Here is a 15,719-nt window from a genome sequence, read left to right as displayed (position 1 = left end):
ATTGATCACCCTGCCCGTTTTCGCCCTTCTACCACCTGCCGCGCGTGCAAACCAGCGCTCAGCGCGCGGCCATGAAGGCTTTAAGCCGGGCGATCCCCTCTTCCATGTCTGCCGTGCTGCGCGCATAGGAAAAGCGCAGCGTCTTATGCCCCCGCGCCGGGTCGAAATCGAGACCGGGGGTCACGGCGACGCCTGCCTTTTCCAGAATCTCAGCAGCAAAGGCGCGGCTGTCCTCGGTAAAGCGAGAGACATCTGCATAGACATAAAACGCCCCATCGGGCGGCGCGATGTCGGTGAAACCGGCGTCCTTCAGCCCGTCGATCATCAGATCCCGATTGCGGCGATAGACCGCAAGATTGGCCTGCAATTCATCATCGCAGTCCATCGCCGCCAGCGCCGCGATCTGGCTGGCATGGGGGGCGCAGATGAACATGTTCTGCGCGATCCGCTCAACCACGCGCACCTGATCTTCGGGCACCACCATCCAACCCACGCGCCAGCCGGTCATCGAGAAATACTTGGAGAAGGAGTTGATCACATAGCAGTCGTCGGTGACCTCCAGCGCGGTCACCGCCTTCTTGTCGTATTCGATGCCATGGTAAATCTCATCCGAAATGAAGGACATGTCATTGGCCACACAGGCATCCGTCAGCGCCGACAACGCAGGCCGGTCCAGCATCGTGCCCGAAGGATTGGCCGGGGAGGCCACGAGCAAACCGCGCAGGTCTTGCCCCGCGAAATCCGCCGCGACGGGCTGATATCTGTTCTCGGGCGCGGCGGCCAGATCGACGGGCTGCATCCCCAAGGCGCGCAGAATCTGGCGGTAGCTGGGATAGCCCGGCGCCCCGATGCCCACCCGATCCCCGGAATCGAAAAGCGCGGTAAAAGCCAGCAGAAATCCGCCCGAGGATCCGGGCGTGATCACCACCCGCGCCGGGTCCAGATCCACGTTGTACCATTCCCCGTACATCCGCGCGATCCGTGCGCGCAGCGCGGGCAAGCCAAGCGCCACGGTATAGCCAAGCGCGCCTTCTCCCATGGCTTTTGTCAACGCCTCGGCCGCCCCTTTGGGCGCGCCTGTGCCGGGCTGGCCGACCTCCATATGAACGATGTGACGGCCCGCCTCTTCGGCGGCGCTGGCGGCCTGCATCACGTCCATCACGATAAAGGGATCGACGGCGGACCTAGTTGAATTGCGCATGGGCTTGCTCCTACTCTCGGCATATGCTTTCACCGCGCCTGATGCCGGGCGTCAACCCTTGGCCCCTATTTCGCAGACCTACCGAAAGGACCGCCCATGTTCGCCCGCCTCATCGCCCCTGCCTTTGCCAGTGCACTGGCCCTTGCCGCTCCCGCTGGGGCCATGGACTTGACCGAGTTGACCGACGCCGAGCGCGCGCAGTTCCGCGCCGAAGTCCGCGCTTATCTGATGGAAAACCCCGAGGTGATCCTGCAGGCGGTTGAGCAGATGCAAAACCGTCAGGCCGAAGCGCAGATGCAGGCCGATTTTGATCTGGTCACCGCCAACGCAGATGAGATTTTCGACGACGGTTATTCCTGGGTCGGTGGCAACCCGGATGGCGACATCACGCTGGTCGAGTTCCTCGACTACCGCTGCGGCTATTGCAAACGCGCCCATGGCGAAGTGGCCAAGCTGCTAGAAACGGACGGCAATATCAAATTGATCGTCAAAGAATTCCCAATCCTTGGCGATCAATCCATGCTGGCCTCGCGCTTTGCCGTGGCGACCAAACAGGTCGCGGGCGGCGATGCTTACAAGCAGCTGAACGACGCTCTGATGGCCTTCAACGGTGAGGTCTCCCTGCCCGCGCTGCGCCGTTTGGGCGAAAGTTTTGATCTGGATGTCCCGGCGATCGAAGCCAAGATGGACAGCGATGAAGTCATACAGGAAATCGCCCAGACCCGGGCGCTGGCGCAAAAACTGCAAATCACCGGCACCCCCACCTTCGTCATGCAGGATGAGATGCTGCGCGGTTACCTGCCCTACGATCAGATGATGGCGCTGGTTGACGAAAAACGCGGCTGAAAATGCGCGCCCGGGCAGCCATGGCAGTTCTCGCGCTGGCCCTGCCCGCCGGGGCCGGTGATCTTCGAACGCTCGACCCCACCGCGCGTGCCGCCTTTGACGCTGAATTGCGCGCGGCGATTTTGGCGAATAGCGATGTGATCGCCAAAGCCTTGGCAGCGCCACAGCCCGTGCAATCCGAAATGCGGCAATACATCCAAGACGACCTGACCCTGCTCGAACGCCTCGCCCCCGAGCTTCTGGCAGGCCACGCCGTGGCGCTCTTCACCGCGCAAGACTGCGATACCTGCAATACCGCCGTCAAAGAACTAACTGAAATTACAAAGCGCTACGGGCTAACATTCATCCAACACGAACTGCACACACCCCAAGCCGCTCGCTGGGCCGCCGCCTTAGGGCTCGACGCCGCCCCCTTCTACGTACTGCCTGAGATGGTCCTCAACGGCCACATGCCGCCCGTGGTCCTAGAGAAATACCTCACCCCCAACCACATTAACCTTCACCACCAACCCGCTGATTAAACACAGCTTCCAAACAGCCAAAAAGGACGCGCCCCTCCCGGTTCACGCGCCCCCCATCATCTTCATCCTTTTGAAAATACCAAAGCGCACCCTGTCCGCCGCCACCCGGCCAGCGGCCCAGCCACCACCCTATTCCGCCGCTTTCACCGCCTCAGCCTCAATCTGCGCCGCGCGCTCTTCGACCTGCTCGACGATATGCTCGATCATGCCCTCATTACCAAGCTTATGGCTCTGCTTCCCCGCGAGATAGACCATGCCGGACCCGGCCCCACCGCCGGTGAAACCCACATCGGTCATCAGCGCCTCACCGGGGCCGTTCACCACACAGCCAATGATGCTGAGGCTCATGGGCGTCTTGATATGCTCCAACCGTTTTTCCAAGGCTTCGACAGTCTTGATCACGTCAAACCCTTGCCGCGCGCAGGAGGGGCAAGAGATGATGTTCACACCGCGATGCCGCAGACCGAGAGATTTGAGGATCTCATAGCCAACCTTCACCTCTTCGACCGGATCGGCCGACAGTGAGACCCGGATCGTGTCACCAATCCCGCTCCACAGAAGATTGCCCAGGCCGATGGCCGATTTGATCGTGCCTGACATCAGCCCGCCCGCCTCGGTAATGCCGAGGTGGATGGGCGCGTCAGTGGCATCGGCAAGCTGTTGGTAGGCGGCGGCGGCCATGAAGACGTCGGACGCTTTGCAAGAAATCTTGAACTCGTGGAAATCGTTATCTTGCAGGATCTTGATGTGATCCAACCCGCTTTCGACCATCGCATCAGGGCAAGGCTCGCCGTATTTTTCCAGCAAATGCCGCTCGAGTGAACCTGCGTTTACACCGATCCGAATGGAGCAATTATGGTCCCGCGCGGCCTTGATGACCTCGCGCACGCGCTTTTCATCACCGATGTTGCCCGGGTTTATGCGCAGGCAGGCGGCACCGGCCTCGGCGGCCTCAATCCCGCGTTTGTAGTGGAAATGAATGTCCGCCACGATGGGCACAGACACCTCGCGCACGATCTCACGCAGGGCTTTGGAAGACGCCTCATCCGGGACCGAAACCCGCACGATATCCGCGCCCGCATCGGTGGCGGCTTGGACCTGTGCGACGGTGGCGGCAACATCAGTGGTCAGCGTGTTCGTCATGGTCTGCACGGTGATCGGCGCATCACCGCCCACCGGCACGTTGCCCACCATGATCTGCCGGGACTTGCGACGCGGAATATCGCGCCAAGGGCGAATGGAATGAAGCGACATGAAGACACCTTTCGCGGGATCAGGGGCTATGGCCCCTACCTATTCAGCCGGGGCATCATGTGCAATGGGAAGCGAAGGCCCGCGCGCTTAGCTGCCCTGACAGGGCATCGCCGCCAGCGCGGAAGGGTCAAGCGAGCCTTCCAGATCGGCAAACATCCGGCTCAGCGATTGTTCTGCCTTTGGGTCAACTGGCTGATAAAGTTCGGCCAGCGCCTGCGCGTGCAGCGGCACATTCGAAGTGACAGCACCGCGCGGCCCAACAGGTCCGAAACATCCGTCTGCCATGGCGAAATAAAGCGCACCGGATTCGCCCGTCCGCAGGGAGGGCGGCTCTTCGGTGACGGGAACATCCCATGTGTCGCCCTTGTTCATCACGCCTTCGAAAATCACCGTGCCATCGGCGGCGCGTACCCGCACCCATGAGGGATAGGCCGCGACCATACGCACCTTGTCACCCAAAGGCTCAACCACCTGCGGTTTGGGCAGATCGGTCTCGGCATTGGCAAGCATCAGGGCTTCGTCGATGGCAGCGTCGATCGTGCCATTCTCGGCCACGGCGGTGCTTGGCTCTGCCGTGGCAGGGCGGTCGGGCGTCGGGAAATTGCTGACGGAACGCGGATCGATGGAAGCAATGGGCGCATCACGCGCCACCAATACCGGCACATCCAAAGCCTGCGGACGGTAAAGCCGGTCGAGCGCATCGGCGCGCGGGCTTTCCACGCTTTGGGGCGCGGCGGAATCGTCTTCCGCGTCCGGTGCGCGGGCCAGCGCCCCGTCCAGCGGATCAAGGTCGGACAGCACAATCGGGGTCTGATCCACCGGCGCCACCTGCACACGCTGCACCTCTTTCAAGACGGTCCAGCCGCCAAAGCCGATGGCAGAGATCAGCGCGATCAGCACCATCGAAGAGCCAACAGCACCGGGCTCAATCCGGCTGAGCAACCCGTCGCCCGTGGGCACGAATGGCGTGTTGGGCCGGGCGAAAAGATCGTCTTCTTTCGGGGTCTTGCGGCGTTCTTCGAAACTGGGTTTCTTGACCACCGAGGCTTCGGCGGACATGCCATGCGCCACAGCGAAACCGGATTCCTTGCAGAATGCGGCAAAGGCCTGATCGGGGTCCATATTGAGGTAACGTGCGTAAGAGCGCACGTAGCCCGCGATGAAACCGGGCGTGTCGAATGCACCCGGATCGCAATTCTCAATCGCTGCGATATAGGAGGCTTTGATGCGCAATTCGCGCTGCACGTCGAGCAGGGATTTACCAAGCGTGGCCCGTTCGCCGCGCATGACATCCCCCAACCGCAATTCGAATGCATCGAACCCTTTGGGTTCGACTGTTTCGTCCTCAGCGGTTCTGGAGGCCCATCGCCCGATCATCAATATGCCCTGTCCCTGTTAGCCTGTAGCTTTGATCCAAACACGCCCCAACGATTCGGATGTAGCCTTTTCTTGACAAAAGGCTACCACAAGACAACGCAAAACACGAATAGCGCTGCGTTAGCCCGCAGCTTCGGCACGATTCAGCGCACAATGAGACCAGAGCGTGTCCATCCCGCGAACAAGCGCGTCCATTTCCTTGGGCCCATGCACCGGCGACGGCGTGAAGCGCAGCCGTTCTGTGCCGCGCGGCACGGTGGGGAAGTTGATGGGCTGAACATAGATGCCGTGATCTTCGAGCAGCATGTCCGACAGCAGCTTGGTATGGACCGGGTTGCCCACCATGACGGGCACGATATGGCTGCCGTGGTCGATGATCGGCAATCCCAGCCCCTTGAGCCGCAATTTCAGCGCCTTGGCCTGCTGCTGGTGCTTTTCGCGCAGTTCCGGCGCGCGTTTGAGATAGGCAACCGAAGCCGCCGCCCCCGCCGCCACGGCGGGCGGCAGCGAAGTGGTAAAGATGAAGCCCGGCGCATAGGAGCGGATCGCGTCGCACATCTTGGCAGAGGCCGCGATATAGCCGCCCATGACGCCGTAAGCCTTAGCCAGCGTGCCGTTGATGATGTCGAGCCGGTGCATCAGGCGGTCACGCTCTGCCACCCCTGCCCCGCGCGGGCCGTACATGCCCACCGCGTGCACTTCGTCGATATAGGTCAGCGCGCCGAATTCATCGGCCAGATCACAGATCTCTTCGATGGGGCCAAAATCACCGTCCATCGAATAGATCGATTCAAAAGCGATAAGCTTGGGCGCGGCGGGATCGTCGGCCTCCATCAATTCGCGCAGATGGTCCAGATCGTTATGGCGGAAGATGCGCTTGGCCCCGCCATTGCGGCGCACCCCTTCGATCATGGAGGCATGGTTCAGCGCGTCGGAATAGATAATTAGGCCGGGAAAGAGCTTGGGCAAAGTGGAAAGCGTGGCATCGTTGGCGATATAGGCCGAGGTGAACAGCAGCGCCGCTTCCTTGCCATGCAGATCGGCCAGTTCGGCCTCAAGCCGCTTGTGATAAACTGTTGTGCCCGAGATGTTACGGGTGCCGCCAGAGCCCGCCCCGGTCGCGCGCAGGGCCTCTTCCATGGCTTCGATCACCACGGGGTTCTGCCCCATGCCAAGGTAGTCGTTGCCGCACCAAACGGTGATATCTTGCTGCGATCCGTCGGGCTTGGTCCAGACCGCATGGGGGAACTGGCCGTTGCGGCGCTCGATGTCGATAAAGGTCCGGTAGCGCCCTTCGTCATGCAGGCGCGCAATCGCCGCGTCGAGCTTCTCGTTATAGTCCATTGCGCGTCTCCATCTTTTGGCGCGAACAGGAAGGGCCCCTTCCATATTCAGCTTTTAGAATGATTACAGATCCAAGGCCAAAGCTTCAATCTCTTATCCAGAACCCGCTGCGGGACGAACTGTCGCAGGTAAGAGCGCGGATTTAGGCACAGTTTGGATTGTCTGCTTGTGTTTTCGGGCGCTTTCCTGTCTTCAACAGGAAACCCAGAAAGGGGCTTTGATTTGCGCGCCGATCCTCACCCCCAGCAGGACCAACGCCTGCGGACGCTCTATGATTACGATATCCTCGACACTCCGCGCGAGGAAGAGTTCGACGAAATCGTCGAACTGGCAGCCGAGATCTGTGACGCGCCCATTTCGGTGATCAACCTGATCGACAAGGACCGCCAGTGGTTCAAAGCCGAGGTTGGGCTGAACGCGCGCGAGACGCCGCTTGAAACATCATTGTGCTCTCATGCGATTCTGGAAGACCCTTTTGTTGAGATTCCTGACACGCTTAAAGACCCGCGGATGGCGGACAACCCGCTGTGCACCGCGGGCGACGGGCTGCGCTTTTACGCGGGCGCCCTGCTGGTGGCGTCGGACGGGATGCCGCTTGGCACGCTGTGCATCCTTGATAGCAAACCACGACAGCTGACCGCGCTGCAACGCAAGGCCATGTCCGTGCTGTCCCGTCAGGTGATGAAGCAGCTTGATCTTCGCATTGCCCTGCGCCAGCGAGAAGTGCTGATGAGCGAGGCCGACCACCGAGTGAAAAACTCGCTCCAGACGCTATCGGCCATGGTCCGGCTGCATAGCCGCCAACTGGATGACCAGACCACGGTCGATGTGCTTGACGGCATCCAGCGCCGCGTCAACGCCATGGCAACGCTGCACAGTGAACTGCAATCCGTGCGCGGCCGCGATGAGGTCGATGCACATAAATACCTCGACAAGGTCGTGGGGCTTTTGCGCGAAACCGCGCCGGGCCATGTGAAAATCGACTACAGATCAGACCCCGTCACCCTGCGGGCGACCGCGGCCTCTTCCATGGCGCTGATCATAAGCGAGTTCGCGGCCAATTCGATCAAGCACGCCTTCCCCGACGCCACGCCCGGCCAGATTGAGATTGACCTGAGCCTGCGCGAAGGACGTTTCATCCTGTCTTGCAAAGATGACGGCATCGGCTCGAAGAACGAAGGCAAACAACGGGCCGACAGCATCGGGCAAACCTTGATGGCGGCGGCGGCCTCGCAGTTGAATGCGCAGGTGGACCACCGTCTCACGCCCGAGGGCAGCCGCCTCTCGCTCACGTTCTGAACACCGCCCCCGCGGCCACTGGACACGCCCTGCCCGCCTGATACCTTCGCGCCAAACTCACAAGCGCAAGGAATTTAAGCCATGTCCCTCGACGATGTTCTCGCCCGGATCGACGACGATCTGCCCGCCGCCACCGACCGTCTGCTAGAACTGCTGCGCATCCCGTCGATCTCAACCGATCCGGCCTATAAGGCCGATTGCGACCGCGCCGCCGATTGGCTCGTGGCTGACCTTCAATCTATGGGGGTAGAGGCCGAAAAACGCGCCACGCCGGGGCATCCGATGGTTGTGGGGCATGTGGGCGAAGGCAAACCGCATCTGCTGTTCTACGGCCACTATGATGTGCAGCCGGTCGACCCGCTGAACCTTTGGGACCGCGACCCCTTCGATCCGGCGGTTGAGGACACCGACAAGGGCCGCGTGATCCGGGGCCGTGGGGCTGCCGATGACAAGGGCCAGCTGATGACCATCATCGAGGCCCTGCGCGCATGGAAAGAGGTGAAAGGCGATTGGCCGTGTCGCATCACCTTCTTCCTCGAAGGCGAAGAGGAATCTGGCTCACCCTCGCTTGTCCCCTTCATGGAGGAAAACGCCGAGGAGCTGAAAGCCGATGTGGCGATGATCTGCGACACCGGGCTGTTCGAGAGCAAGACCCCCGCCATCGTCACGATGCTGCGCGGGTTGCTGGGCGAAGAACTGACCGTTACCGCGCCGTCGAAAGACCTACATTCGGGCATGTACGGCGGCATTTCGATGAACCCAATCCGCGCGCTGAGCAAGGTGATCGCGTCGCTGCATGACGACGAAGGCCGCATCACCATCCCCGGCTTCTATGACGGCGTGCCGGACCTGCCCGAGGATCTGGAAGCGCAGTGGCAGGGGCTGGCATTTGACCATGCCGCCTTCCTCGGCGACGTGGGCCTCAGCAAACCCGCAGGCGAGCAGGACCGCACTCCGCTTGAGATGATCTGGTCGCGTCCGACCTGTGAGGTCAATGGCATCTGGGGCGGCTATACCGGTGACGGTTTCAAAACGGTGCTGCCGTCCGAGGCGCATGCCAAAATCAGCTTCCGACTTGTCGGCACCCAAGACCCGCTCGCCATTCGCGAGAACTTTCGCAAGATGGTGGCCGAGATGCTGCCCGAGGATTGCACGGTGGAATTCTCAGGCCACGGCGCGAGCCAGGCCTCGGGTGTGGAAATCGGCCACCCAATGTTCGAACCCGCCCGCCAAGCGCTCAGTGACGAGTGGCAGGTGCCTGCGGCCTATATCGGCTGTGGCGGCTCGATCCCGATTGCGGGGCATTTTCAGAAGATTTTGGGCACTGAGCCGATGTTGATCGGTTTTGGCAAGGACGACGACCAGATCCACTCCCCGAACGAGAAATACGACATGGAGAGCTTTCACAAAGGCATCCGGTCTTGGGCCCGCATCCTTGATGCGCTGACCTGATCCCACCGGCGATCGGGCCTGCCCGGTCGCCAATTGCACCCCACCGGCGATCGGGCCTGCCCGGTCGCCAATATGCCGCCTTGGGCGATGCAAACCTACGGCGCGCGCCACCCGTCCGACCGCTTTGGTCGCAGTGTATGTCTACTATAAAGAGGGGGAGAAAGTGGCGCGGTTGACGGGGCTCGAACCCGCGACCCCCGGCGTGACAGGCCGGTACTCTAACCAACTGAGCTACAACCGCGCGATGTGGGCGGAATAGGCCAAGGGGCGCGGGGCGTCAAGCGCATTCGCCCGAGAAAATGCGCTTTGTTAAAAGAAGTTTCGCGCAGTATTTTGAGGAGGCCGGAAACGAAAAAAGGGACCTCAAAGAGGTCCCCTTTTCAGGCAGCGGTGGCGCGGTTGACGGGGCTCGAACCCGCGACCCCCGGCGTGACAGGCCGGTACTCTAACCATCTGAGCTACAACCGCTCACTGCACTCTCCAAGTCGCCCCGGAGCGTTTGGGTGTTCTATGGTGAGGGCGCTCTGCCGTCAAGCGCGGTTTGTGCGAAAATATGAAATTTTCGCTAGGTTGTTTTCGGGGCGTTTGGGGGGCCGGATTCACAGCCGCAAATCCGGCGATGTTCCTCGGGGGTTGGGTCCGCTTTGCTCGGATTGACTGGAGGTGTTCAGCAGGTCGGGCGACGGAATGGCATAGCCTTCTTGGCCAGCCATCTCAGGCTTACAAGAATGGGCATGCGGGCCGCACCAAGATACGCTGCGCGAACTGCGCAGACAGTTCTTCCCAGTAGCCGAAGGGATATCGCTTAACGGGAGGGGGGCATGTCGGCCCGTAAAAGCCTCGAACTCCCGACCCAGACTGACCGCGTAGCGGACGGGCCCCACACTGCGGCAATCGATCACAAGAAACGAATAGGTGGGGGATAATGGTGGGTCGTGAGAGGCTCGAACTCCCGACATCTTCGGTGTAAACGAAGCGCTCTACCAACTGAGCTAACGACCCGACTTGGACCTCATAGCCCAAGGTGGGGGCGGGCTTCAAGCCTATAATGTCAGCCTTTTTTGCTGACCGTTCTCAAGTCGGAAGACCACCCCCTGCCCGCCTTGCATATCCCGCAGCGCGCTCGGCGCGCGACCCAGTAAAATAAGGCGGAGCATGCGAGAAGTGATGCCATGTGTCACCAGCACATGAGGCCCGGTCAGGCCGTCAAGAAAGCTGCGACAGCGCTCGTAAAGCGCCGCGAATCCTTCGCCATCAGGGGCATGTTCGTAAAGATCATAGGAATCACGTGCGGCCGGGGTTTGGTGCAGCAATGTATCGCGTGACTTGCCTGCCCATGCGCCGATGCCGATCTCTCCCAGTCGCGGGTCAGTCGCGAGCGGCATCCCCAGCCCCGCCAACGCGAGCTCGGCGGTGACCACCGCCCGCCCCTGCGGACTGCAGAGCGCAGAAAATCCCGCCAGATCGCAGCGCTTCAGAATCGCATTCTGTGCAGCGGCCTGCGCACGGCCTGTGTCGGTCAGCGGAGAATCGAAGTGCCCCTGCAGCCGGTTGGCAAGGTTCCATTCCGTCTCACCATGGCGCAAGATATAGAGCGTCGGGTAGCGGCTCATGCGGGGGATTCCAGAACGCTTTCCGTCCCGTTCTCCAGCAGATAGACGCAGCCCTGCCTGTTGCTCAGCCCTCCCGCTGCCGCCAGTTCAAGGCCGCGCACCTCCGCCCGGAGCACCTGCCCCCAGAGCCCATGGGCGACCAGCACGGTGGGCGCGGTCAGGCTATCGAGCAGTGCGCGGACCCGCCCGCGAAATGCCGGCAGCCCCTCCCCGCCCGGCGCGGCGGCGTAGATGTCCAGCGGCGCCGGACGGCGCGCGGAGAGATCGGGATTGGCGGCAAGAATCTCATCACGGGTGAGCCCCTGCCACGCGCCTGCATGGATCTCCATCAGACGCGCATCCGTTTGAAAAGACGCCCCATTCAGTGCAATCCGCGCCGTCTGCTGCGCACGGCCAAGCGGAGAGACGAGAATATCGGGCTTTTGCGCAAGGACCGCCGGCATCACCTGCGCCTGCTGCGCGGCCTCGGCGATGCCCTGATCGGTCAGCGGTGAATCGAGATGGCCCTGCAAACGGAACGCGCGGTTCCACTCGGTCTGCCCGTGTCGCAGAAACCAGATTTTGGGATGTGCCGACATGCTCTCTCCGCCGTGTGTCCGTGGTATGGCCGTTGATTGGATAAGGACCACCGCAGGACGGGGAAGGCAAGCCTAGCCGGTGACTGCGGTCATGCGCAGATGAGCCAGCGTGTCGTCGCGCGGGACAGCCGATTGGATTTATTCAAACGTAGGGAAATGGTGGGTGATAAGAGATTTGAACTCCTGACATCTTCGATGTGAACGAAGCGCTCTACCACTGAGCTAATCACCCTTGCGGGGCGAAGTAGCCAATTGCGGCGATGCTTGCAAGAGGGTTTGGCGCAAAAACTGTAGCGGAATGCGGTGCGGCCTATCCCCTGCTAAAACGAAAAACGCGCGCCTCGAAAGGCGCGCGTTTGGGAGCTTTTTGATGGGCCGTCCAGCTTAATGCGTGGTGGTCGCGTCCACGCCAGCGGCACGGGCCTTGATCGCGGCAGCCTCGGCGGCCTCTTGGGCGGCTTCGTCCCAGTCGATCGGCTTTGGCTTGCTGACCAGCGCATGTTCCAACACTTCGGAAACATGGTTCACCGGGATGATGGTCAGCCCTTCTTTGACGTTATCCGGGATGTCCGGCAGGTCTTTCTCATTCTCCTGCGGGATCAGCACCGTGGTGATACCGCCGCGCAAGGCCGCGAGAAGTTTCTCCTTCAAGCCACCGATCGGCATGGCGTTACCGCGCAGGGAAACCTCGCCCGTCATGGCGATGTCGCGCCGCACGGGGATCTGCGTCAGCACCGAGACGATCGAAGTCACCATCGCCAGACCGGCCGAGGGGCCGTCTTTGGGCGTGGCACCGTCGGGCACGTGCACGTGGATGTCCAGCGTGTCGAACTTCGGCGGTTTGATCCCGATTTGCGGAGAGATCGAACGGACGTAGGAGCTTGCCGCGTCGATGCTTTCCTTCATCACATCGCCAAGCTTGCCGGTGGTCTTCATCCGGCCCTTGCCCGGCAAACGCAGAGCTTCGATCTGCAGCAACTCACCGCCCACGGAGGTATAGGCCAGCCCGGTCACGACGCCGATCTGGTCTTTCTCTTCGGCCAAACCGAAGCGATGCTTGCGCACGCCAAGGAAGTCTTCGAGGTTGTCGCCGGTCACGGTGACGTTCTCAGCTTCCTTTTTCACGATCTTGGTCAATGACTTACGTGCCACCTTGGCGATCTCGCGCTCAAGGTTCCGCACGCCAGCCTCGCGTGTGTAGTAGCGGATCATGCCAGTCAGAGCGGAGTCTTCGATCTCGAACTCCTTCTTCTTCAGACCGTGGTTCTTGACCTGTTTGGCCACCAGATGCTGCTTGGCGATCTCGCGCTTTTCGTCCTCGGTGTAACCCGAAAGCGGGATGATCTCCATCCGGTCCAAAAGCGGCCCGGGCATGTTGTAGCTGTTCGATGTGGTCAGGAACATCACGTTCGACAGATCGTATTCCACCTCCAAGTAGTGGTCAACGAAGGTGCCGTTCTGTTCTGGATCAAGCACTTCCAGCATCGCCGACGCCGGATCGCCACGGAAGTCCTGACCCATCTTGTCGATCTCGTCGAGCAGGATAAGCGGGTTCGTAGTTTTCGCCTTTTTCAGCGCCTGAATGATCTTGCCGGGCATGGAGCCGATATAGGTCCGGCGGTGACCGCGGATCTCGGACTCATCGCGCACGCCACCCAGCGAGATGCGAATGAACTCGCGCCCCGTGGCTTTGGCGACCGATTTGCCCAAGGAGGTCTTGCCGACGCCCGGAGGGCCGACGAGGCACATGATCGGGCCTTTCATCTTGGTCGAGCGCTGCTGCACTGCGAGGTACTCAACGATCCGCTCTTTGACCTTCTCAAGGCCATAGTGATCGTCATCCAGCACCTTTTGCGCCTTGCCCAGATCTTTCTTAACGCGCGACTTCACGCCCCATGGAATCGACAGCATCCAATCAAGGTAGTTGCGCACGACGGTGGCTTCGGCAGACATCGGGCTCATGTTCTTGAGCTTTTTGATCTCCGCATCAGCCTTTTCGCGGGCTTCCTTGCTCAGCTTGGTCTCAGCCACGCGGGCTTCCAGCTCGGCCACTTCGTTCTTGCCGTCTTCGCCGTCGCCCAACTCATGCTGAATGGCCTTCATCTGCTCATTCAGATAGTACTCGCGCTGTGTGCGCTCCATCTGGGATTTGACGCGGGTTTTGATCTTTTTCTCGACCTGCAAGACGGACATTTCGCCCTGCATCAACCCGTAAACCTTCTCAAGCCGCTCAGAGATGCTCAGCGTTTCCAGCAGATCCTGCTTTTGCTCGACTTCGATGCCGAGGTGACCTGCAACCAGATCGGCCAGACGTGCAGGTTCGGCGCTTTCGCCAACGGCGGCGAGCGCTTCTTCAGGCACGTTTTTCTTGACCTTGGCGTAACGCTCAAACTCATCGGCCACGGTGCGCAGCAGCGCCTGTGTGGTGGCCGCATCACCCGGCATCTCGGTCAGATACTCGGCGCGGGCCTCAAAGAAATTGTCGTTTTCAAGGTATTCGGTGATGCGCACGCGCGCCTGACCTTCGACCAGCACTTTGACTGTGCCATCGGGCAGTTTCAGCAGTTGCAGCACATTGGCCAACACACCGGCCTTGTAGATGCCATCGGTGTCGGGATCATCCTCGGCGGGGTCGATCTGGCTCGACAGCAGGATTTGTTTGTCGTCTGCCATCACCTCTTCAAGGGCGCGGACGGATTTTTCGCGGCCAACGAAAAGCGGCACGATCATGTGGGGAAACACGACGATGTCGCGCAGCGGAAGCACCGGGTAGGATGCGTTCAGTGGCTCTAACATGCTCAATTCCTTATCTTAGCAAGACATCCGGGCCCCTGTCATAGGCGGCCTCTGACATCCCCTTTTCTGGACAGGACATGTGTGCATCCCATCCGCCTGTTTCAATCCCTTGCAGGGTATTAGGCCGCCATCATCGCGCTTCGGCGGGGTGGAGGCAAGCGCGCGTTGGGTTGATTTCGCCCCAATTCCGCGCGCCCTGGCACGGGGCGCCGCATGGGCGCCCCGAAATTGATCTCGTAATTGATCAGGCGTCGGCCTGTTCAAGTGTTGGATAATCGGTAAAGCCTTCGCGTCCGCCCCCGTAATAGGTATCGGTATCGCCCTCGTTCAGCGGCCCGTTCATCTGCCAACGGCGCGGCAGATCGGGATTGGCGATGAAGGGGCGGCCCACGGCGATCAGATCGGCCTTGTCATTGCCCACGGCCTCGATCGCCATCTCACGGTCATAGCCGTTATTGGCCATATAGGGCCCCTCAAAGAGGGTGCGCAGGGCGGCGATGCTTTCGCCTTCGTCCAACTCACGCGAGCCGCCCGTCGCACCTTCGACGAGGTGCAGATAGGAGAGGTTGTAGCGGTTCAGCCCTTTGACGACATATTCAAACGTCTCCTGCGGGTCGGCGTCTTCGATCCCATTGGCGGGCGAGAATGGCGAAAGCCGCAGGCCGACACGTTCACCGCCCCAGACCTTTGTCACGGCATCCAGCACCTCGAACAGCAACCGCGCGCGGTTTTCCACACTGCCGCCATAGGCGTCATCGCGTTTGTTGCTGCCGGTTTTCAGGAATTGATCCAGCAGGTAGCCATTGGCCCCATGCACCTCGACCCCGTCGAAACCGGCCTTTTTGGCCATCTCGGCGGCATGGGCATAGTCCGCGACCAGACGCGGCATCTCATCCAAATCCAGCGCGCGCGGCTCTGAAGTATCCTCGAACCCATTGGCGGTAAAGGTTTTCACCCCAGCAGCGATGGCGGAAGGCGCGACAGGCTTGGCGCCCTCGGGCTGCAGGGAGGTATGGCTGATCCGGCCCACGTGCCACAGTTGGATCACAATGCGCCCGCCTTCGGAATGCACCGCGTCGGTCACTTTACGCCATGCGGCGACTTGGCCTTCGGTATGGATGCCGGGGGTTTGGAAGTACCCTTTGCCCTCGGGGCTGATCTGGGTGGCTTCGGTGATGATGATGCCTGCGCCCGCGCGCTGGCGGTAATACTCGACATGCATGTCCGAGACTTCGCCAGTCTCGTTATCTGCACGGTTGCGGGTCAGCGGGGCCATCACCAGACGGTTGTCGGCCACAATCTCACCGGCGGTGAAGGGGGTAAATAGCTTCTCGGTCATATTCAGGCCTTTCCTTGCAATAGACTGTGCAAGGGCACCTAAGACCCTGCCGCAATGCAGCAAGGACCGTCAGCACAATTTCGCGTGAGAATACGCCGC

The 15,719-nt window shown here is 61.0% G+C and carries 12 protein-coding genes and 4 tRNA genes; 4 read left to right on the top strand and 12 right to left on the bottom strand.

Annotated elements, in window-relative coordinates; genetic code table 11:
- Nucleotides 1–58: 58 nt before the first annotated feature.
- On the bottom strand, nucleotides 59–1,201 hold the full coding sequence (locus J3456_RS03865; RefSeq protein WP_349578969.1) for a pyridoxal phosphate-dependent aminotransferase: 1,143 nt from the start codon (nucleotides 1,199–1,201) through the stop codon (nucleotides 59–61).
- 96 nt (nucleotides 1,202–1,297) lie between these two features.
- Here J3456_RS03865 and J3456_RS03860 point away from each other — a divergent pair, with 96 nt between their 5' ends.
- The gene (locus tag J3456_RS03860; protein WP_349578968.1) at nucleotides 1,298–2,047 is read left to right on the top strand and encodes a DsbA family protein; all 750 of its coding nucleotides are present in this window, start codon (nucleotides 1,298–1,300) and stop codon (nucleotides 2,045–2,047) included.
- Nucleotides 2,048–2,049: 2 nt separating this feature from the next.
- Nucleotides 2,050–2,568, top strand: a complete 519-nt coding sequence (locus J3456_RS03855) for a disulfide bond formation protein DsbA (protein ID WP_349578967.1) — start codon at nucleotides 2,050–2,052, stop codon at nucleotides 2,566–2,568.
- A 129-nt stretch (nucleotides 2,569–2,697) separates the two neighbouring features.
- On the opposite strand, the gene ispG is transcribed toward J3456_RS03855, so the two are convergent.
- The 3 genes from ispG to hemA form a co-directional block, all read right to left on the bottom strand.
- Nucleotides 2,698–3,822, bottom strand: coding sequence for a flavodoxin-dependent (E)-4-hydroxy-3-methylbut-2-enyl-diphosphate synthase (ispG, locus tag J3456_RS03850; RefSeq protein ID WP_349578966.1), 1,125 nt, complete (start codon nucleotides 3,820–3,822; stop codon nucleotides 2,698–2,700).
- An 87-nt stretch (nucleotides 3,823–3,909) separates the two neighbouring features.
- A complete protein-coding gene (locus J3456_RS03845) occupies nucleotides 3,910–5,199 on the bottom strand; it encodes a helix-turn-helix domain-containing protein (RefSeq protein ID WP_349578965.1) in 1,290 nt (429 codons plus the stop codon).
- Between the two features lie 120 nt (nucleotides 5,200–5,319).
- Nucleotides 5,320–6,543, bottom strand: coding sequence for a 5-aminolevulinate synthase (hemA, locus tag J3456_RS03840; protein WP_349578964.1), 1,224 nt, complete (start codon nucleotides 6,541–6,543; stop codon nucleotides 5,320–5,322).
- Between the two features lie 222 nt (nucleotides 6,544–6,765).
- Here hemA and J3456_RS03835 point away from each other — a divergent pair, with 222 nt between their 5' ends.
- Both J3456_RS03835 and J3456_RS03830 read left to right on the top strand, forming a co-directional pair.
- Nucleotides 6,766–7,842, top strand: coding sequence for a sensor histidine kinase (locus J3456_RS03835; protein ID WP_349578963.1), 1,077 nt, complete (start codon nucleotides 6,766–6,768; stop codon nucleotides 7,840–7,842).
- 81 nt (nucleotides 7,843–7,923) lie between these two features.
- Entirely contained in the window at nucleotides 7,924–9,294 is a 1,371-nt protein-coding gene (locus J3456_RS03830) for a M20/M25/M40 family metallo-hydrolase (RefSeq protein WP_349578962.1), read from the top strand.
- A gap of 164 nt (nucleotides 9,295–9,458) precedes the next feature.
- Here J3456_RS03830 and J3456_RS03825 read toward each other — a convergent pair.
- The 8 genes from J3456_RS03825 to J3456_RS03790 form a co-directional block, all read right to left on the bottom strand.
- A tRNA-Asp gene (locus J3456_RS03825) sits at nucleotides 9,459–9,535 on the bottom strand.
- A 150-nt stretch (nucleotides 9,536–9,685) separates the two neighbouring features.
- Nucleotides 9,686–9,762 (bottom strand) — tRNA-Asp (locus J3456_RS03820).
- Nucleotides 9,763–10,220: 458 nt separating this feature from the next.
- Nucleotides 10,221–10,296: transfer RNA gene (locus J3456_RS03815), tRNA-Val, on the bottom strand.
- A gap of 41 nt (nucleotides 10,297–10,337) precedes the next feature.
- Nucleotides 10,338–10,907 carry a histidine phosphatase family protein gene (locus J3456_RS03810; RefSeq protein ID WP_349578961.1) on the bottom strand — a complete coding sequence of 190 codons (570 nt, stop codon included), beginning with the start codon at nucleotides 10,905–10,907 and terminating at the stop codon, nucleotides 10,338–10,340.
- Nucleotides 10,904–11,485: a histidine phosphatase family protein gene (locus J3456_RS03805; RefSeq protein ID WP_349578960.1), complete on the bottom strand. Its 582-nt coding sequence runs from the start codon at nucleotides 11,483–11,485 to the stop codon at nucleotides 10,904–10,906. The genes J3456_RS03810 and J3456_RS03805 overlap by 4 nt, the downstream gene beginning before the upstream one ends.
- A gap of 157 nt (nucleotides 11,486–11,642) precedes the next feature.
- Nucleotides 11,643–11,717 (bottom strand) — tRNA-Val (locus J3456_RS03800).
- Between the two features lie 152 nt (nucleotides 11,718–11,869).
- Nucleotides 11,870–14,281 (bottom strand): endopeptidase La, encoded by a 2,412-nt coding sequence (gene lon / locus J3456_RS03795; RefSeq protein WP_349578959.1) that lies wholly within the window; start codon nucleotides 14,279–14,281, stop codon nucleotides 11,870–11,872.
- Between the two features lie 244 nt (nucleotides 14,282–14,525).
- A complete protein-coding gene (locus J3456_RS03790; RefSeq protein ID WP_349578958.1) occupies nucleotides 14,526–15,620 on the bottom strand; it encodes an alkene reductase in 1,095 nt (364 codons plus the stop codon).
- Between the last annotated feature and the right edge of the window lie 99 nt (nucleotides 15,621–15,719).

Source organism: Sulfitobacter sp. NFXS29, assembly GCF_040148765.1.
Taxonomy (GTDB): Bacteria; Pseudomonadota; Alphaproteobacteria; order Rhodobacterales; family Rhodobacteraceae; genus Sulfitobacter.
This window is presented reverse-complemented; position numbering and strand designations above follow the sequence as displayed.